Origin of the sequence: Cryobacterium zhongshanensis, from assembly GCF_022760445.1 — a bacterium.
GTDB lineage: Bacteria > Actinomycetota > Actinomycetes > Actinomycetales > Microbacteriaceae > Cryobacterium > Cryobacterium algoricola.
Map to the genome: position 1 here is coordinate 22,308 of NZ_JALGAR010000006.1, position 19,391 is coordinate 41,698.

The 19,391-nt window shown below is 62.8% G+C and carries 20 protein-coding genes; 17 read left to right on the forward strand and 3 right to left on the reverse strand.

The window, feature by feature from the left end; all coding sequences use genetic code 11:
* Positions 1-196: 196 nt before the first annotated feature.
* Both MQH31_RS17305 and MQH31_RS17310 read right to left on the reverse strand, forming a co-directional pair.
* Positions 197-1,294 (reverse strand): replication protein RepA, encoded by a 1,098-nt coding sequence (locus MQH31_RS17305; protein ID WP_243013053.1) that lies wholly within the window; start codon positions 1,292-1,294, stop codon positions 197-199.
* 281 nt (positions 1,295-1,575) lie between these two features.
* On the reverse strand, positions 1,576-2,235 hold the full coding sequence (locus MQH31_RS17310; RefSeq protein ID WP_243013054.1) for a hypothetical protein: 660 nt from the start codon (positions 2,233-2,235) through the stop codon (positions 1,576-1,578).
* A 644-nt stretch (positions 2,236-2,879) separates the two neighbouring features.
* On the opposite strand from MQH31_RS17310, the gene MQH31_RS17315 reads away from it, so the two are divergent.
* From MQH31_RS17315 to MQH31_RS17350, 8 genes are all read left to right on the forward strand, one after another.
* On the forward strand, positions 2,880-4,667 hold the full coding sequence (locus MQH31_RS17315) for a DNA primase family protein (RefSeq protein WP_243013055.1): 1,788 nt from the start codon (positions 2,880-2,882) through the stop codon (positions 4,665-4,667).
* Positions 4,664-5,113: a hypothetical protein gene (locus tag MQH31_RS17320; protein ID WP_243013056.1), complete on the forward strand. Its 450-nt coding sequence runs from the start codon at positions 4,664-4,666 to the stop codon at positions 5,111-5,113. Before MQH31_RS17315 ends, MQH31_RS17320 begins: the two co-directional genes overlap by 4 nt.
* Positions 5,114-5,115: 2 nt before the next feature.
* A complete protein-coding gene (locus MQH31_RS17325; RefSeq protein ID WP_243013057.1) occupies positions 5,116-5,343 on the forward strand; it encodes a hypothetical protein in 228 nt (75 codons plus the stop codon).
* An 84-nt stretch (positions 5,344-5,427) separates the two neighbouring features.
* Positions 5,428-6,318 carry a hypothetical protein gene (locus MQH31_RS17330; RefSeq protein ID WP_243013058.1) on the forward strand — a complete coding sequence of 297 codons (891 nt, stop codon included), beginning with the start codon at positions 5,428-5,430 and terminating at the stop codon, positions 6,316-6,318.
* 163 nt (positions 6,319-6,481) lie between these two features.
* Positions 6,482-6,733: a hypothetical protein gene (locus MQH31_RS17335; RefSeq protein WP_243013059.1), complete on the forward strand. Its 252-nt coding sequence runs from the start codon at positions 6,482-6,484 to the stop codon at positions 6,731-6,733.
* 122 nt (positions 6,734-6,855) lie between these two features.
* A complete protein-coding gene (locus MQH31_RS17340; protein WP_243013060.1) occupies positions 6,856-7,530 on the forward strand; it encodes a hypothetical protein in 675 nt (224 codons plus the stop codon).
* Positions 7,530-8,084 (forward strand): hypothetical protein, encoded by a 555-nt coding sequence (locus tag MQH31_RS17345; protein WP_243013061.1) that lies wholly within the window; start codon positions 7,530-7,532, stop codon positions 8,082-8,084. Before MQH31_RS17340 ends, MQH31_RS17345 begins: the two co-directional genes overlap by 1 nt.
* 107 nt (positions 8,085-8,191) lie before the next feature.
* Positions 8,192-8,572, forward strand: coding sequence for a hypothetical protein (locus MQH31_RS17350; protein ID WP_243013062.1), 381 nt, complete (start codon positions 8,192-8,194; stop codon positions 8,570-8,572).
* Positions 8,573-8,691: 119 nt separating this feature from the next.
* On the opposite strand, the gene MQH31_RS17355 is transcribed toward MQH31_RS17350, so the two are convergent.
* Positions 8,692-8,871: a hypothetical protein gene (locus tag MQH31_RS17355; RefSeq protein WP_243013063.1), complete on the reverse strand. Its 180-nt coding sequence runs from the start codon at positions 8,869-8,871 to the stop codon at positions 8,692-8,694.
* A gap of 410 nt (positions 8,872-9,281) precedes the next feature.
* Here MQH31_RS17355 and MQH31_RS17360 point away from each other — a divergent pair, with 410 nt between their 5' ends.
* From MQH31_RS17360 to MQH31_RS17400, 9 genes are all read left to right on the forward strand, one after another.
* Complete coding sequence (locus MQH31_RS17360) at positions 9,282-11,531, forward strand: DNA topoisomerase (RefSeq protein WP_243013064.1); 2,250 nt, start codon at positions 9,282-9,284, stop codon at positions 11,529-11,531.
* A gap of 105 nt (positions 11,532-11,636) precedes the next feature.
* A complete protein-coding gene (locus MQH31_RS17365; RefSeq protein WP_243013065.1) occupies positions 11,637-12,392 on the forward strand; it encodes a hypothetical protein in 756 nt (251 codons plus the stop codon).
* A 127-nt stretch (positions 12,393-12,519) separates the two neighbouring features.
* Positions 12,520-13,392, forward strand: a complete 873-nt coding sequence (locus tag MQH31_RS17370; protein WP_243013066.1) for a hypothetical protein — start codon at positions 12,520-12,522, stop codon at positions 13,390-13,392.
* A 130-nt stretch (positions 13,393-13,522) separates the two neighbouring features.
* On the forward strand, positions 13,523-14,095 hold the full coding sequence (locus MQH31_RS17375) for a hypothetical protein (protein ID WP_243013067.1): 573 nt from the start codon (positions 13,523-13,525) through the stop codon (positions 14,093-14,095).
* A gap of 73 nt (positions 14,096-14,168) precedes the next feature.
* Positions 14,169-14,759: a hypothetical protein gene (locus MQH31_RS17380; RefSeq protein WP_243013068.1), complete on the forward strand. Its 591-nt coding sequence runs from the start codon at positions 14,169-14,171 to the stop codon at positions 14,757-14,759.
* 69 nt (positions 14,760-14,828) lie between these two features.
* A complete protein-coding gene (locus tag MQH31_RS17385) occupies positions 14,829-15,098 on the forward strand; it encodes a hypothetical protein (protein WP_243013069.1) in 270 nt (89 codons plus the stop codon).
* Between the two features lie 47 nt (positions 15,099-15,145).
* Positions 15,146-15,724 carry a hypothetical protein gene (locus MQH31_RS17390; RefSeq protein ID WP_243013070.1) on the forward strand — a complete coding sequence of 193 codons (579 nt, stop codon included), beginning with the start codon at positions 15,146-15,148 and terminating at the stop codon, positions 15,722-15,724.
* A 342-nt stretch (positions 15,725-16,066) separates the two neighbouring features.
* The gene (locus MQH31_RS17395) at positions 16,067-16,933 is read left to right on the forward strand and encodes a hypothetical protein (protein WP_243013071.1); all 867 of its coding nucleotides are present in this window, start codon (positions 16,067-16,069) and stop codon (positions 16,931-16,933) included.
* A 58-nt stretch (positions 16,934-16,991) separates the two neighbouring features.
* A complete protein-coding gene (locus MQH31_RS17400; RefSeq protein ID WP_243013072.1) occupies positions 16,992-19,364 on the forward strand; it encodes a hypothetical protein in 2,373 nt (790 codons plus the stop codon).
* Positions 19,365-19,391 lie beyond the last annotated feature (27 nt).

The window sequence follows — 19,391 nt, forward strand, 5'->3', positions numbered from 1 at the left end:
GCCCCGCGATATGAGGGTCAGGGCCGCCACCAAATGACCCCACCGGGTCGACTCAGAAACGAGCAAAAGTGGTTTTAGCTCGGCAAATTTCGTGCCGCGAGATACGGCCCCAGGTCGAGGCTCGAAAAGAGACACTTCCGAGGGGGCGCCACCAAATGACCCCACGACCTCCGGTGCTACGCCCGCGGAGGAGGTGCTACTTGGCTGGGGGCTTCTGGCTGACCTGTTTGAACGGCTTATTCGGCGTGACGTGGGTCAGTGACGGCCGGAGGATCAGGTAGTCGTCCGTGGGCTCGGCGTTCAGCGTGGGATACACGATCTGCACCTCCCGGAGGACCTTGATGAAGGCCGTCCGGAACGCTCGGATGCGAGCGTACTGGGCTCCGAACTGGTTGTGCAGGTCGACCCACTTGATGCGCGTCGGCTTGGTCAGGTAAAAGACTCGATGCGTGGCCCAGAGGTAGACGTCGTAACGTAGGCTCGATCCGCCCAGGGCCCGCAGCGCCTTGAGGTCGATGGGCACCGGGGCGTTGATGATCGACTCATAGAACTCCTGGGACAGGCGGACCTCGGAGGCCCACAGCGCCTGGTCACCGGGATCTTCACGGTTGGCCCACCACAGGTGCACGCTCTTGGCGATCTGGAAGTACTCGGCGACTGTGCCGTAGCCGTCCTCGGTGGCGGCGAAGCCTTCGACCGTGAGCTGGGCGCCGAAGAGGGCTCCCAGCTGGCCCTTGACGATGTTGGCGTTGCGGCCGCTGTAGTCCACGCCGAGGTTGGTCAGGAAGGAGCGCATGCTTCGGCCAAGATCCACGACCGGGCTCTTGGTGACGAATGCCTCGGTGGCGACGTACGTGAGCGCGAGCCTCGGATAGATGCCGAAGGGGTACTTCCGGACCCGGGAGCCATCCTTCTCGGTGATCAGGGCGGGGCTCATGGTCAGGACCACGTTGCCGTTGCGCCGCTCGTAGTATTCGACGGCGCCGGGGTTCCGCAGCGGCACCGAGACCTGGGCAAACAGCCGGGCCGAGAAGCCGATGTTGCTGTCCTCGGGGTTGGCTTCCTGGTAGGTGGCGAAGTTGAGCATCTTCAGCCGGGACCGCGGGATTGACAGCGGCGACCAGGTGCCGGCGGCTTCGACCTCGCCGTCGCGCTTGGCGATCGCGGTGGCGTCGGCGTCGAAGCCGCCGGGCACGGCAAGCTCAGCTGAGACCGTTGCGGACGGGTCGGCAGACTGAGCGGACTCAGTGGAATCGTCCGGAGCAGCGGCCCCGGCCTGCGACTTAGCAGTCATACTCGGACACCCTGGTTAGGTCTCCAGTCGTGGTCTTCACACCCAATGTCGGTCCCCCTGTGCGCTCACCTGCGCACGTACAGGTCGATCCATTATGGGCGGCCCCTCGTTGGGTCCCGTCACAGCGTGCCGTAGTCCACCTTCTCACACCCCCCCCCCGATGGGTGCCGACCCGGCGCGGTTTCCGAAGGTCTATCAGCGGATCATGGACGTTGAGTCCGGGGGAGTGCGGCGTGACGCGACCGGTGCTTAACCCGGGGAGATGGGCAGCTCGCCCGGGTCTACGCGTTGATGTCGCCGGGTGCCGGCGTCCGTGCACGTGTCTCGTCGTGCAGGCTCTGGGCCAGGGTGTCCCAATCGGGCTCGTGGCGGTAATTCGTGACGCGCTCCAGCTCCACCGGCACGGTGAAAGCGCGCTCCGAAGCGATGACTGTGAGCATTTCGGCGTAGGCCGTGAAGTAGGCGTCGACGTCGGCGCGGTACTTGGCCTCGAGCGTCTCACGCTTCTGGTCGATCGCGTCATCGTTGGCGCCGTCGTCTTCCGGTCCGGTGCCGTCGTCGTAGCCGTCGCTCAGCTGGTTGTCCGCGTCGTCGAAGAGGGCCCGAAGGCCGAGGTCCTCGAACACGCTTTCAGGGTCCAGAATCAGCCTCACGGGCTCGGTTCGGTAGAGGTGCAGCTGGTCCTCGGGGACGGAGCTCGCCACGATCTGGCGTACGAAGTCAGCTTCCCAGGACCCGGGACGGCCGGCGAGGAGCGCATCCACGCTGCCGAGGTTCGCCGCGGTGGTGGTGACCAGGCGGGTCAGGATCTCACCAAAGTCATAGCGCTCCGAGTGGCCATCGCGGCTCTCGTACGTGCGCCGGGCGATCGCCGTCATCCTTCGGGCGAGTTCGTCCATGTCGTCTTTGAAGGTGGTGCCGGGTTCGTCCTGGTCGGCCATGGCTGTGCCTGTCTTTCTCGCTCGGGTGGGATGCGGGACGGTGTCTAGGGTACGGCGTGGGGCAGGATCTGGTCATACGGTCCACGAAATCCGCGTGGCCAGCAAATGGTCAGGTCCTGACCTCGGATTGGCCAGCAGTTGACCAGGCGACGGCCACGCCAGCTCGCCGGGATACGCACGGGAGCAAATGTACCTGCATGTACTTACACCCCACCAAGTACAATCGATTCGGGCAAAAGAGCCGGTCAAACGGCAATTATCGGATACCGTGAGAAATACTCTCGGAACACTTATTTGTACGCTGATCGGGGGAAACAGTGAATGTACCTGGTGTACCTGCATGTTTTCAACCCTCTATACACAAGGCAAACATGAAGCGTACGCATACCGAAAGGTACCTACTTAGTCATTTATTGAAAGTAGTAGGTACACCAAGTACAAATAGCTTTTGAACGCCGAGACCGTTGATATTCCGCCGATCGCATGTACTTACAGGTGTACCTGGAGGTGCCGTTTATGCACGTACACCAGCAGGTACAACACTTCTGGGTGTTAGGCTGAGCGAACGTTCCATGCAGTTGGTACCACCCGGTTATCCGACCAGGCACCTGCGCGGGGCAAGCAAAGCCTTGAAAGGAACCCTTATGGGATCAACGATGGACGCCGGCGGTAATCCCGGCTCTTCGGCGGGGCAGACAGCCCGCTCCACGCCGCACACGCCCACTTCGGCGGAGACGCTCACCGAGCGCACTGTCTCCAAATACCTCTCCACGATCGTGGATGACCCCTCGGTCCAACTGGGCCAGATCCGCGACGCGCTGCTCCAGCGCATCAACGCCGAGATCGAGCTCGAGAACAAGGGTCGCAAGGACGCGTACTCGAGTTCCCCGCCGCTGCTGAAGCTTCAGGTCCTGGACGAGCTGACCGTTGTGCGCGTGCTCCTGGCTCGCCGACGGATCGTGGCAATCAGCCTGTCCGGCGCCCGCGCAGCCGACGACACAGTGCTGGCCATGTTCTGCGAGATGGGACCGGACGAGGGGCTCTACGTCATCAGCGACGCGCCCATCGCCCAGCTGGCCAGCGACGTTCGGCCCTCCTTCTCCGGCAATGCGATCGAGTCGCTGCTCAAGCGGCTGCGCATCCACGCCCCAGTGGTCAGCAAGACCATCGACGCACACCTGATCCCTGTCGCCAACGGCGTCTTCGACCACGACCAGCAGGTGCTGCTGGACTTCTCACCGGACTGGGTCTTCCTGGCCAAGTCCCCGGTCGACTACGACCCACTCGCGCCGAGCCCGATCATCGACACTCCTCACGGCGATCAATGGGACGTGGAGAGCTGGATCAGGGATCTCAGCGACGACGAAGGTGTGCCCGAGCTGCTGTGGGAGCTGCTGAGCGCCGTGGTGCGCCCCGGCGTCCGCTGGAACAAAGCGGCGTTCCTCCAGTCGTCCCGCGGCAACAACGGCAAGGGCACGCTGTGCGAGCTGATGCGCGGCTTGGTGGGACCGGACGGTCACGCCTCGGTGCCGATCGCCAACTTCGGCAAACCCTTCGCCCTCACCGAGCTGGTGCACGCCCGTGCGATCATCACCGACGAGAACTCGGTCGGCGCGTTCGCCAAGGACCTCGGCGACTTCAAGGCGATCGTGACCGGGGACATCTTCACACTGGATCGCAAGTATAAAGACCCGATCAGCGTGTCATTCTCGGGCATGGTCGTGCAGTGCGTCAACGACTTCCCGAAGAGCCGCGACAAGAGCGCGTCGTACACTCGGCGGCAGCTGTTCATCCCGTTCAAGAAGTATTTTGGCGACACCGAGCGTGGCTACATCAAGAGCGACTACCTCAAGCGCCCAGACGTGCTGCGGTACGTGCTGCGCCGGGTGCTGGCGATGCAGCACACCCAGTTCTCGAACCCGGCCGCGTGCCAGGAGCTGCTCGCTCAGTTCCAGCGCGAGAACAATCCCGTGCGGGACTTCTGGATGGAGTTCGAGGAAGAGTACGTGTGGGGCCTGCTGCCCACGGCCTTCCTCTACGACCTGTTCGTCGCCTGGTTCCGAAAGACCCACCCCGCCGGCGTGCCGGTCAACCGCAACGACTTCGCCTCCAACCTGGTCGAGGTGCTCTCCAGCGACAGCCAGTGGGTGTACACCGATCCCCAGAAGAAGCACCGGCCCGGTCACAAGATGGACGACTTCGAGCCGCTCATCGCGGAGTACGACCTGCACGACTGGATGAACCCGTCTTACAGCGGCACGGACCCCGCCAAGCGGTGCATCCCGGCGCTGAAGACGTTCTACATCGGCGTGACCCGGATGCCTCTCGGCAGCAGCGCCAGCGGCGCAGCGGGCGGCTCAGGCGTAGCCGGCGGTGGCCCGGAAGATCAGGCCCGCGAGGACTCTGCACGCGACGAATTGGTGGACGCGTGATGAAGAACGAATATGCGATGGTGATCGCCGCGGCCATGGTGCGGGCCGCAATGCGCACCGGGAAGCGTGATGGCACGATCTGCTTTCTGGCGTGGGAGGACGACGCAGGCAAGCGCGAGTTCGGCGCGGGATTCAGCGATGGCCAGGGTCACGAGTTTGTCGAGCTCAGCCTCTCGGACGAGGAAGTCGCCGTGGCACGGTCGGTTCTCGGGGAATGGGAACGGCAGAGTCACGGCGCGCTGCCCTGGATCGACTTCATCGTTGTGGCGACGATGTCCTCGCGCGGCCCGAATGGGATCGCCCTGGCCTCGTCGACGGTGCCGCGGTCGCTCCTCAGTGACCGATACCGGTCCGAGGCGCGGCGCCTGGCTCACACTGAGCCGCTGGTGACGCGGCTGGGCCATGCCGCCGAGGTCGCGCTGGCACAGCGAGGCCGCAGGTCCTGAGCGTGGTGGACGGCACCGCAGAGCGCGCCGTCCACATCCGGCGGCAGGCTGCGAAGGCGCGTCGGGGGAGTTCTTTCTACAAGCCGGGCTGGGATGATCAGGATCCGCAGCGCGAGACCCTGTGCGGCGCCCCGGCAGGCCTCGACATGTCGTGGGCGGAGACGCGCTGGGAGAAGAACCTCGCGTTCGTGACCTGTGCGCGTTGCCGGGAGCTTCGCACTTCGATCTGACTCTCGCTGCTCTGGTATATTTACTGATATACGAGAAGAAACAGCTATGCGACCGATGGCCGCGGATCGAAAGACGGCGAACAGATGACGAGCGAAAAGACGACGGGAGCGACGAGCCGGCTCGATGCAGGGGCTTCCCACGACGACGTCGTGGTGGATAGCCACTGGGCCTCGGGGTTCGAGCAGGGCAGGGGCTTCTATCGAACTCGATCGCGTAGTCTCGCGGAGTGGCTCGGTGGCAATGAGGAACGTGCCCGTATCGTCGCCGCCCGCATTGGAGAGATCGGGGTTGTCCCAGAGGGCCGTCGCGGTGATGGTGACGAAGCTGCGGTCGTCGACGTTATTCACCTCAATGACCCCAACGCGGGTGCGGCTGTCAAGGACACCCTCGTCTTCCGCGGATGGGGCAGTCGGCACCTCTATCGCCCCGACATGGCCGGGCGCCGATACAGCCAGTCGTTGGACAACCGTGTTGCGGCAAAAGTCTTCGATCACCGCTTCTTGGAGGCTTACGACGAGGGTCATGAGCCTATGTTCGTGTCGTATCCGTACGTGCTGGAACCCGAGTACCGGCCCTTCTTGAAGAAGCTTCTGGACCGGGGATGGCTCATTTCACTCAGCCCGTACGGCAACCATGTTCGCAACGGAAGCTTGCGCCTCACCTTCAGTGAGTACAACGACTGCTCGGAGTACGTCGGGGATCTCAACGCACAACGTTATGCAATCGAGGCGGACGCGTACGGTCAGGGCGGGACGCACGAGATCACGCAGGTCGGGAAGCTGTATTGCGTCGCCGTGGGCTCTTCACGCCTGTTCGATGCGGTCTTTGAGGGTCTGATTGACGACGACGGCTGGGTCCTGGCACGAAGCGACGAAGGCGAAGACCCTCTTCGGCCGAGTATCCACATCTACTTTCGCGAGCGGTCCAAGGCAGCTGCGTTTGTTAGCAATCACCTCGACGAACGCGGGTTCTGATGGGGCGGCCGGAGTAGACCTGACGCTCGAGCGTTGATTCCCGGGCGTCCGACGAAACCTTGACCTCGGCACGATGGATTTGCTCGTTTATCAGCCGAAACTGATAGACTCGGCCCCTACGAGGATATTCAGTCACGCGCTTGCGCGGACGAGGGGAAGCCGGATGATCAAGGAACAAGACGAGAGTCTCACGAGCGAAACGGACTTGGTTCAGGCGCAGGCGCAGATGACTCGAGCGCAGTTCGAGACGGCGCGGGCACTGGCCCAGGCGAACACCATCGCGGTGATGGCGGCGATGGGTCTCAAGTTCGACAAGACCGGTCAGTTGAGCCAAGCGAAGATCGACGCGTTGGTCAACGCTCTGGACATCGTCCGAGACGTTTCCGTACGGCTGCGGCCGCGGGTGAACCTCTGATGGGGAAGTTCTCTCGATTCGGCGGGCTTCGATCGTGGCGGGTGGAACGTTCCGCCGCACCGGACTTCCCTGTCGGCCTCTCGGCTGCTCAGCTTGACCGGCAGCGCACCGCAGCTCGTTGGGTGACCCTGGCCGTCTGGCGCCAGGCGCGCGACAAGACCTGCGTCGTGGCCTCAAGCGTGGTCTCGGAGGCGCTGACTGTCCTGGGCATTCAGAACTCCGTCGTGCCCGTAGCGCCGTTCATCAAGCAGAGCGACGTCGTCGAGGCCGCTATTGCAGACCACACGTATGTTGGGCGCACACCTCATTGCTGGGTGGATGGTGGCCACGCCGTCGTAGCGTGCCCCACGGCAGGGCTCCTACTTGACGCGAGCTTCGACCAGTTCGGCACCAAGGTGCCGTATCTGGTCTCAGACTTCGATCCGGCGACCTACGTGAGCCGAGACGGCTGGCATTACGTCACGGACGCCGTGGACGTGCGCTACGTCGCGCTTGCTGACGCGGTCGAGGTGGAGGAACCCCTTCATGTCGCGACTCGAATTATGGGCCGCGAATTGGCTGCGGTGGGCGGCCACGTCGGGTTCGACGAGGGACTGCTCATGCGGGTCAATCACGCGCTGTTCACCGAGCTGGATCTCACTGAGAGGATCGCCGACGACTCGATTGACGCCGGCGCACGGACGCTGGAGAGTTTTCGCTCAGCGCGGGACGCGCGACTGAGCGTGCTGGGGTATCCGGGGCGTGTTCGGGATCCCGGGGACGCTCGACTGGAGACCCTGTTGCAGGTGGTCGCCTGATGGCTGAGACACTCTTCCCGACCAGGCAGCGCTGCAAGACGTGCTCGAAGAAGCTCGGCGGCCCGGGTGTGGCGGTCTATCTCGGCCTGCACTGCTCACCGCGCTGTGCAGGACTCGCTGAGCCGCACCAGGACGCCGCCACCGCGCCGCGCGAATGCAAGACGGAGCGCAATAGCCACTGGGAGTTCAAGCGCCGCTACCGCAGCTTTAGCGAGATTCCGAACAACCTCCGCGAGGACCCTTCGACTTCCTGGTATTGGTGCGGGCACTGTGGGTCGCTGCACATCGGCCACAGCCGGATCGACCTCACGAGGGAGTCCCATCGGGTGCTCGGTGACCGCGAGGCGCTGAGTGATCTCCTGGTCAAGTCCCGCGGGCATGCCACGCTGAAGCAGGTCGCTGAGGTCGCGAAGATCAGGCCCATCCGCCTGAAAGAGCTCGAGGATCCGCTGAGTCTCAAGTTCGACGCGAACGCCCTGTTCGCGGTGCTTGGCGTCTACCGGTTGAAGCTGGCTGCGGTGTTGCGCGAGGCGCCGGCGGGGAGGAAGTACTGATGCGTAAAGGGTGGGTACGAAACTTACTGACCAAGTCGAACCCGCGGCGGAGCGGTGTCACCAATGTCACCACAGGCACAAGGACAACGGGCTCCATCATAGGAATAATGCGGCAGACCGATTCTGAGCGCAATTGCCGCCGGCCTGTCGTGCGCATGAGGCTCCAGTACGCCGATCCGAGAAGCGGCAAGAGCATCATTGTGGAATATCAGGCGCGGCGCGATAGTCCGAACCTGCCCGACGGCATCCGCGACCTCGGCACAAGCTTTGACGAAATACTGCGTCAAATCCGAGGGAAGCGAGGGCGTTCAGATTATCAGGAGGCCTTCAATCAAGAACTCGCCGCGGAGCGTTATCTCCGTACCTCTCTAGGGAAGGCAGGCCCAGACGGATGTCACCACATCACTCCGGTGCCTGTCACCGTGTACCTGGGGGAGGTTACTGACGGATACGGCCAGCGGATCCAAGCCGTTTTTGGGACCGCTTAGAGGCGACGACGAGCCCAGGCAAAGCCCATCTGCGAGAGAAGACAGAAGCCCGAGAGGAATAGCCTCTCGGGCTTCTTCGTGCATGCGTGGGACACACAGAGCACCGCCTTGTCAGGCCGCTACCCGTTCTTGTGGAGCCAGTAGATGCCCGCCAAGCATGCGGCGTTCAATACGAACGTCGGGACGAATAGTGCGGGGAATCCCTGTGCTGACAGAATCGCGCCTTCCACAAGACTGATGCCGATGTACCAGCCGGCGATGAGCAGGATTGTCTTTCGTCGGTCCTTCTGGAAATTCATTTCAGTGCCTCTTTCGTTGGGTGATGGTGGAGGGAAACCCCTCCAGTTACTGGATATGCGGCGAAGCAGGAAATTCCGCTTCGCTTGTGTTCTCGGGAGCAGCTGCGCTGCTCGTTGCCAATCTGCTGACAGTTGCAACCACCCTCGAGAACACCACTCCGCGGCGGCCCCGGAAGGGCTTCCGCAATTACCTCTATGCGCGTCGTTTTGGACAGGTGCCCAAACCCGAATGCGCACGGGCTGGAACGGCCCGGATACCGGTGCCGGCGCCGTCTCTGTGGCCTGAATCCGCGGGTGATTTCATGACTCAAAGCCGGTTCTGGCGCACGTCATATTTGCACGTTTACGAGCATAAAAGGATGTAGACTAACCCCAGACCAAAACACGCAATGAAGAGCAGGAGCACAGATATGACATTGGCGATCCTTACGGAGAAGCCCAGCCAAGGCCGGGCATTCGGACAGGCCCTGGGGGGCGCGAGTGGCTCTTTCAACGGCGAGGCCTACGTCATCACCTCGGCGCGCGGCCACCTCTACGAGCTCGCGCAGCCGGAGGACCAGTTGGTCAACGCACTGCCCAGCGACGTCGCGAAGATGAAGTCCTGGAACCTCGCCGACCTGCCGTGGAACGAGGGGGACTTCTCCTGGACGCGGGTTCCCATCAAGGGCACGTCGGACACCATCGCGCAGGTGCGCGCCGCACTGTCCAAGGTCGATGAGATTGTGATCGCCACCGACCTCGACCCGACCGGTGAGGGTGACGCGATCGCGTGGAACATCATCGACGAGCTGCACCTGCACGGCAAGAAGTTCTCCCGGATGGAGTTCACCGACGAGGCCCCGGCCTCGATCCAGAAGGCGTTCGTGAAGCGCCGCGCGATCAAGTCCATGATGGACGAGGGCGACTACCGCAAGGCTGACTTCCGCAACAAGTTCGACTTCCTCACCATGCAGTTCACGCGCGTTGCGACGGTGTCTGCGGCTCAGAAGGCTGTGCTGCGGCAGGGGCGCCTTAAGTCGGTCATGGTCAACCTGGTCGGCGCACAGCTCGAGGCCCACCTCAACTACGTCAAGATCCCGGAGTTCCAGAACCGCTTCCGTGACGAGAACGACGTGCTCTACACGAACCCCGCCGAGCCGCGTTTCGCCACGCAGGCCGAGGTGCCGCAGGGCTACCGCGCGTCCAAGGTCATCCTCGACTCCCGCACCAACAAGCGCACGGCCCCGCGCCGGCTGCTCGACCTCGCCGGTCTCGCCGCCCGTCTCTCAGGCAAGGGCGTCAAAGCCGACCACGTTCTGGCCACGTACCAGAAAATGTACGAGGATCAGGTCGTCTCTTACCCCCGTACCGAGGACAAGACGATCACCACCGAGCAGTTCAACGAGCTGCTGCCCTTCGTCAACAAGATCGCCGGCGTGGTCAACGTCGACACGAGCCTCCTGACGCAGCGCGCCCCGCGGAAGACCCACGTCAAGGACTCCGGCGCCCACGGTGCCAACCGTCCCGGCCCGAAGGTCCCGGCTTCGCTGGACGCTCTCAAGGCCAAGTACGGCCCCGCCGCCCCGCTCATCTACGAGGAGCTGGCCCGGTCGTACCTGGCGATGCTCGCCGAGGACTACCTCTACGAGTCGCAGGACGGCCACCTGGAGACCTACCCGCTGTTCGTGGGCCGCGTCAGCGTCCCGAAGAGCCAGGGCTGGAAGGCGGTCTTCTTCGACCAGGACGATGCCAAGAGCGACCTGCCTGCAGGCACCGAGGCCCCGTCCGAGAACACGACCGGTCTCGGCACCATCGGTCAGCCGATCGTCTACGAGATCGTCCCGCCCCGGCCGGAAGCCCCGTCGATGAAGTGGTTGATGAAGCAGCTCGAGAAGCGCGACGTGGGCACTGGTGCAACGCGCACCAGCACCTATGCCGATGTCACCAGCGACAAGGCGAAGTTCCCACTGCTGAACGACAAGCGCGGCAAGATCACCATGACCGAGAACGGCGACATGAGCTACCGGCTCCTGCCCGGCACCCGGATCGGAGACCTGGGCGTCACCGAGCAGGTCTACGCGACCATGCGCGACATCGCTGCAGGAACGACCACTGCGGAAGCCGAGCTGGCGATCGTCGCCAACTGGGTCCGCGACGACATTGAGACGATGCAGCGCAACGCTGTGTCCATGCGAAAGGAACTGGGTTTGAGCGAGGTAGCACAGCAGAAGGAAAAGGCCGACGGCGTCTGGGCGGTCACCGGAGAGCCGACCAAGTTCAACCGCGAGTGGTCGGGTCACAAGTTCACCGACAAGGAGGTCGACCAGCTGCTGGCCGGCCTCGAGATCACCTTCAAGGCCACCTCCGCCAAGTCGGGCAACGAGTTCGAGGCCCATGGCAAGCTCGCCGACCAGATCTTCACCAAGGACGGCAAGGATCACCCCTACATCGGCTTCAAGGCTGACTTCGGCCCGAAGGTGGACGCCAAGGGCGTCGAGCAGCCGCAGGCGAAGTGGTGCGATCACGTCTTCACCGCGGCCGAGGTCAAGCAGCTCCTGGCCGGCGACAAGATCTTCATCGACGATTTCGTGAGCAAGAAGGGCAAGACCTTCGGTGCCACGGTTCATTTCGGAGAGGAGGACGGCAAGCCGGGGAAGAAGATCATCCCCGAGTTCGGCTAGTCGGGCTGGTCACCCGGTAGTCACGACGCCCCCGTTGCAGCGAAAGCTGTGGCGGGGGCTTTCCGGGTGAAACCGAGCACGGCCAATCGAAAGGCCCCAAAGCACATGAGTACATACGACGGAATGTCTGAAGTCGCGATTACCTCTGAAGAGCTCCTCAACCGGCACATTGCGCTGGCACTCATCAAGTCGGCCGAGCAGCAGCGCGTCGCCAATATCTTGGCGGCAGAGCGCCTCATGATTGAGTATCCCGAAACGCGCGATCGGATCGAGGCTGCGGACATTCAGGCCGCACTCGAGGACCGCACACCGCTCTCCCCGCGGGATTTCGTCACCCGCGTGATGGACGCTGGCGATGCAGGTGGTGCCGGTGATGAGTCATGGACTGTCGACGATCGCATCGCGGATGGGTACGAGTCGACTCGCGCGCTGACCCTCGATGGGGATATTGCCGCGGAGGATGCCTTCCCCGAAGAGCCGGACGAATTCGATGATGTTGTGATCCGATCCGCGAATACGCGGCTCGCCGTCACGCGTCACGCCGCCGAGGCGCTCATTTTGAAGCTGGGCCCCCTGGCCGATAGTGATTCAGATCCGTTCCATCGCTCCCCAATAGCCCTTCAATCCGGCCGCACCTATTGGGTGACTTACATCGACGCTCACAATCTGAAGAATCGCCTTACCGAGGTCTTGGCCCGCCGGGACGAGAAGCTTCGGATCACGAACCACGCTGCCTGGGCAAAGGCCGCCGCCGAGGTTGCTGAGGCACGACTTCAGTCAGCGATTCATCTTCCGCCGCTGTTTACACCAGACCCAGCGTATGAAGACGTGCCCTGGACAGGTAGCCCCTCAGCAAGATAGGGGCTGGGCCGCTCAAACCGATGCATCGAGCCCCCATCGCAGCGAAATCTGCGATGGGGGCTTTGTCGTACCAGCCCCATAGGTTGATCCTGACTGCCCCTCGCGCAGTCCTCGTCTTGGAGGAACAATGGCCACCGTCACCCAGCGCATCAAGCAGGTCACCCAACCGCGCGGGGGCTACGTCAATCCACGGGCAATGTCGTGGATGCAGCTCGGAGACGGAACACCTCAGCTCCTGAACCACCGTGCGGAGAATGTCTCTCCCGCTGCGGTGGGGACGGCCGTGGACTACCTCTCACGCCTCGCCAATGGTGCCGCACCGGAGGACGCCTTCCTGATCTCGATCGAGGGCGCGGTACGGCTCCACCTTTCCGAGGTACTGAGCACGCTGGACATCAGCCGGCTGACGCCTGTGCTCGACGTCGGCTACCTTCGGGACGAGACGGCCACACAGGAGATGGTGCACGTCGTGGATGTGCTCACGCAGCTGAAGAGCTTGCGACCGGGCGTCATCCCAGACGACGATGCCATCCGCGCCGCGGTACACCTGGTCGGCTACGACATCGCCTACCGCCGCGGCGCCGGCTCCTACTTTGGTGAGCACACGCCTCCGGACGCCGTGACGACCGCTCACATCCGCACCATGGTTGAGCGGGCGGTTGCGTTCTTCACCAAGTTCGGGCCGGTCACGGAAGACGGCTTCTTGCCGGTCAACCGGCTCTCTAAGACGACGCTCGTGGACTCGGGAGATGGTGACTTCCTGACTGCGGACACGCTGTGGGACTTCAAGGTGTCGGTGGCCCCGCCCACGGCCGTCCACACGCTGCAGCTGCTGATGTACCTGCTCATGGGTCTCCGCTCGGGGCAGGAACAGTACGGTCAGATCGAGTACATCGGGATCTTCAACCCGCGCTTGAACATCGTGTACCGCCTCGCCTTCGCAGACGTCTCGGCCGACGTGGTGCGTGCCGTGTCGCACGAGGTGATCGGCTACAAGTAGGCGCAGAAGCACCACCCGAAAACCCCGTCATGGCACACGCTGCGGCGGGGTTTTTGTCGTACCGGGGCAATAGTGTGCGGCCACGGCTTCATTTCTGCTGACCGTATCCAAACGAAAGGTCCATCCGAACATGAGCGGGTACAGCTCTCCTGGCGACATCACCATTACCGTCGAGAGGCTCACGCCTGCGCCTTCCGGTCCGACAGGTCTGGGCCTTTTAGACGGCCTTGCCGTCGTGACGATCGGAATGGACCCCGTGACGCAGCAGATCCAGCAGGCGGTCACCAAGGTGCTGACTGACATGCTCGAGGACTTGGTGGTGAAGACCATTTGTCCAGAAGAGATTTTCGGCGTACGGATTTCAGCCGAACGCCTGCACAAGCTGTCTGGCGCGCAGATCGTCGATTTTCTCGACGGTATCGAGCAGGCGCTGAAGGGGCAAATTTCGGTCACCGTGAGCCCGCTGGATGCGTTTGACGCAGTTCGCAAGACGTTGAGTTCGTCACTGGGAGCGACAGCACAGTCGCGCACCGGTCACAATCCGTCGAGGCGCAACCCTGCTCAGATTTCCAGAATGTCCAGACCGATGCGTGCCGACGGCAAGGCGCCTGCACCCAAAGCCCCTCTGAAGCCGTCGGAGAAGCTGTTAGCCGCACTCCGTCGCAGCAGCGAGAAGGGCCGGGACGAGACCCGCGGCCGATAAGCCTCCCTGTCGAATCGGCGGCACACCGTACTTCTGACGGGTATTCGAGTTGACAAGAAAGGTCAAGCCAAAAATGGGCATTCTGTATCCCGGCGAGTCAGTCTCCGCTGAAGATCTGAGCCTGATTGGGGAGGTGGCTCTCTGCGGTTCGCTTTTTGACTCCGCCCTCTTGCTTTTGGTCACGCAGTTACAAACGCCCGGTGTAGCGGGCATTCGAGAGAACAAGAACGGATTGCTCGAGGCCTTCAAGAAGCTGCGCAAGCGGCTGATCAAGGATCGTCATCCTTTATATTCACAGCTGGTGGGCCTCGAAGACGAGGGTGATCGTCTCAGGAAGGTTCGCAACAGCATCATCCATGCCTCAGTTGAATCGACGGATGATGACCGCGTTGTGTATCGGCACAGCGAGGAAATGACGAGTGGCGAGTTGAGGAGCAACGCAACCGAATACTGTCACGGCGTGATGGCGTTTACCAAGGGAGTTCATCAGTCTGTTGTCCGACTACGCATGGTGGGCAACGATGCTGAAGGCGGGGTCTTCAGAACCCCCGACATTGGGCTGATTTTTCGCAAAGGCCAAGCTGCACGGGAAAGCATGGCGGCATCAGGCCTCACTATCGAAGTCCTTCGACCCGAGGGCCAGCTGCCCACCCACTGCGGTTGACACCCCCCATCGCTAGGTTGAACGTAGGCGTGAGACACATGCCGAGAATGGAATCTCTTGACTGGCAGGGTGCGTTTGAAGCGAAACGATGTCTTCGTGAAGAACTGCGACCAGGCGAGCTACGCCGTGGTCATCGAAGAGAACCGCAGCAACGGCGAGGTGCGCTGGACCAGGCACCCGGTCCCCGTCAATGCCACCGCCGGGTGGTCTTGCTCCGTGGATCGCTTTCTGAAGGATTACAGCCGCATCGACAGCGACACCGCTCTGGCCCGGAGCGTCGTGCAGGGAGCGAGCAAGCTCGTTGCCAAGCTGCCGCGTCCGTCCCGTTGGGATTGCTGAGCGTTGGCACACCACCCGAGAATCCACCCGAGAAGAAAGCAGACTCCGTGACTGAGAACGATCTTGACGCGATCGCCCGATTCGCCGAGCTCAACCAGATCAGCCTCAATGCCGCGGCCGCCGAATTCGAGGATGACGCAGCGACACCTCGCCAAGTCCGCCTCGGCCGGAATCTGGCTGACGAGTCCAGGGGCCACAGCGTTCCCGCGGTGCACTTCGAGAACAAGTTCACGATCTGGATGAAGGAGCACGGTCTCGCCGAGAACGCAGGCTGGCCGTATATGCCCAACGTCACGAGCCGGATGGCGCCGGCGTTGATCAAGCTCAGCGGGACCAAGGACCGCGCCGCGCAGGTGGCGATCGACCGGGTCGTGCTGCAAGAACGCTACGACGACCTGATCGACCACATCCGGCCGTGGAGCAATCGCAACGGTCGCCCGCGCATGCTGGCGGGTTTCTCGACGGCGCCGTACCTCGACTGGGACAACCCCAAGACGGTGAGCTTCCCGGTGTTCGTGCGGTCGCTTGGGCTGGAAGCCCGCGTGGGGCTGGCCCAGGACCAGTGGTACAACGGCGGCACCGTGCCGATCACTGTGTGGAATCCGGCGCTGGTGACCCTGGCGTAGGCCCCGTTACCGTGCCCGGCTGCACAGGTTGTCACCCTCTCGGCGTAGGGTGAGCGTCGGTAGAGGACAAAGGCGTCCTCGAATCGCACCCCGCAAGACAGACCCCCATCTCAGACCGTCCCCCGGCTGAAGGTGGGGGTTTTTGCATGCCGGGAACCGGTAGTCGGCCGCGGACCGCAGGCATGGGGACGTCCGCAAAAACATGGCCTCAGCCGACATTGGAACCGTCCTAGAATTGCTCGAAAACGAGCAGAAATGCGAAATATGCGGGGTCAATTCCTGTACAATTGTCAGTGACCTGGGCTGAATGTGAGCCCTCATTCAACGCAGGGGGAACCGGCCATGGCCAAGAACATCTACAAGATCCCGGCCTCCTTGAGCCGTAGCTTCCTAGACCACGAAATTGCGCTGAGCAGCGGCGGCTGGCAGGTCAAGCCCCTGCCCATCAAGGTCCTTCTGTTCTGGGCGATTTCGATCTTCACCATGTTCTGGGTGCTCTCGAGCACCTTCCTCAAGAGTGCGGACTTTTGGATCTTGGCTCTCGTCGTCATCTGGTGGCTCTTTGCCACGGCGTTCTTCGGTCGCTACTCAAAGACCAAAGAGCTGAAGATCAGCAGCCTCCCGGCCTTGGTGAACTACGTCCCGCCGGCGTCGCGCCGCGTAGTCACTCGCAAGAGCTCAGACCCGAGTCCCTTCTACGCGATCGTCGGCGTCGACAAGGTCGAGGAGTCGGGTTTCATCACCTGGGGCGACGGTTCAGTCGGCCAGGCGTATCTCGTCGTTGGTTCCGCGTCGGCCCTGGTCTTCGCCAAGGACAAGATCTCGATCCTCGACCGCGTGGATGCGTTCTACCGGAAGGTCGACACCACGGCCGAGTTCATCTGGATCACCACGAAGGAGCCGCAGCGCGTTTACCGACAGCTGGCCAATCTCGAGATGCGCAACCGCCACATGGAAGCCCCGGATGCGGAACTGTCCGAGCTGATGGAAGAGCAGTACGCGATCCTCAAGAACTACGTCGGTGGATCGTTCACCTCGATCCACCAGTACCTCGTGATCAAGGCCGACAACCTCGAGGCGCTGCGCCGGGCACACACCGTCGTTCGGGCCGAGGCAGAGGAGTCCTCACTGATGATCAAGCAGCTCACGATGCTGGATGCGCCCGACGGCCTGGAGATGTTGTCCGCCATCTACGCGGGTGCCAACTGAGTCTCTGTGTAGACTCTACCTATACCCTTTTATACTGATAAACGAGCAATAAGGACACATGAGCATGAACACGGGAACGGATACGAGCATTGGCCGCACACGCGGCAATAGCTCAACGGGCACCAGTGGTCGCTCTCTCCCCGGCGGGGACGCAAACCCCGTCCGCGGCGATGACCGTGGCCTGAACAAGAGCACGCCCACCTTCGCGCCGTCCTCGGCGTCGGCTTCCCCGTTCGGCACGTTCGGCACCGGCGAGGGAGGCCTTGCGGGCCTGCGCCGCGCCGCTGTCGAGGCAAACGCTGCAGCGATCGTGGATCGGCGCAAGACTGCCGACGCTGACGGGCCGTACGCCGGTCTCAGTGCCAAGGAGCGCAAGGCTCTCGCGCGCGCCGCACGCCGTCTGAAGGGCGCGTTTGAGGACTACCCTCACCTGCTCGCCATGAAGCCCCGCGAGGGCTACGTCTTCCGCAGCGACTACTTCGAGGTCGACGGCAGCCTGGCATGCGTCTTGGGCTTCTTCCACGACGATGCGGCCCGTGACGACTTCGGTGCTTTCTGGGGTATCGGCCGCATCCCGCTGGACTTCGACTTGGGCGTCAGTGTCGTGCTATTCGAGCAGGTGCGGCGGATGGGCGAAAAGTGGATCGACGACCACATCTCGTCCTCCGACAAGCTGGGCAAGCTCGACAGCGGCGAGCAGGACGCCTCGGGCACCGCGAGCACTCGTCGCAAGGCTGAAAAGGTCACCACTGACGTCGATACGGCAACCGCCGAGCTCCAGGACGGTGCCAGCTACCTCCACGTTCACAATCGCCTGCTCGTGAAGGCTCCGACACTGGTGATTCTGGACGAAACCGTGGAAAGCATCTCGCGCCTCTACGTCGATCGTTTCGGCACCGTGAAGGTGGCTGCGTACCCCGGGGAGCAGAAGCAGGAGCTGGCCGGACTGTTCAAGAAGAACGACAAGAAGCGCGGCAAGGGTCAGCACTTCACTTCGGTGGAATTCGCCGGCTCGCACTCGCTGGTCACCAACGGCCTGAACGACACGGGCGGGGAGTACGTCGGCTCGATGTTCGGTGACGTGAACAACTCAGCTGTGCTCTTTGACGTGAACGACTACGGGCACCACGTCGTCGTGGCCGACTCCACGATCAATAACATCCTCGGCCGCGCGCACGTCCCCGACATGTGGGGCTCCAAAGTGAGCCAGAGCGCCCTGCTGAACAACGGTCGTGTCGTCCACCTGGTGCTCGACGGCGCGAACCTCGACGTCCTGGGTCCGAAGCTCTCAAAGCTGACGGCCCGCCTGGACATGAACTCCGGCGACATCAACATGTTCGAGATGTTCGGTGAGCGTGATGACGAGCTCTCGATCTTCCCGGCCCATCTGGAGAAGATCGTCCTGATGGCCGAGCAGGCCTACGAGACCACCGAAAACGACCGCTCGATCATCCGCGGTTCCCTGAAGGAAACCCTGACGACGTTCTACATCGACAAGGGCATGTGGCTGCGCAACGCCAAAGAGAACCGCAAGCGCCTGCGCCTGGTCAACCTGGACCACAAGCACCTGCCGCGCCTTCAGGACTTGGTCACGTATTTCGAGACGCAGTATCGCGCACTCTCCAACAGTGTGGCCCGTGACGAGGAGGCCCTGCACGCCTACAACGTGCTCCGCCTCCTGTTCAAGGATCTGCTGGACAACAACGGCGACCTCTTCAACACCTTCACGAACGAGGAGATCGACGGTGTTTTCGAGGCTCGTCGCGTGCTCTACGACTTCTCCAAGCTCCTGCGCCGCGGCAAGGGTGTGGCCATGGCCCAGCTCGTGAACACCGTCGGCTTCGCAGTGGACAACCTGGGCCTCGGTGACACGGTGATCATCCACGGCACCGAGAACATCGACAATCGGGTCAAGGAGTACATCGACACCCAGTTCGAGCGCCTCTTCGCCCGTGGCGGCCGTGTGGCGTACCTGTACAACGACGTCGACAAGATGCTCGCTGACTCAGCGTTCAACCACTTCGACAAGGCGGACTGGACGGTGCTGGGGTCGATGAGCGAAACGACTGTTGCCACGTACCAGAAGCACCTCGCCCAAGACATCCCGCCGGACCTCGAGCACCTGGTGACCACCAAGGGCCGGACCCTCGCGTACCTGCGCCGCGGCGTCTCAAACGTGGTCTTCGATCTCGACCTCGCGCTGGGTATCAACCCGGCTCGGGCCGAGCAGCGGGCCCAGATCGAGTCTGAGCGTAAGACAGAGGCCCCGCGAGCCGCCCAGGCCGGGGGAGCGCGGGGTGCAGCCGTTCGCCGAGTTGAGGCACCGACGCAGCCACAGCGGCCCGCCATGCTGCCGCGCCGGCTCCCTTCGGCTGGCACCAACCGGTCACCACAGAACGAACTCCAGATGCGCATGGCGCCGACGCGATGACAAGGCTGAGAACCACGAAGGACGAGG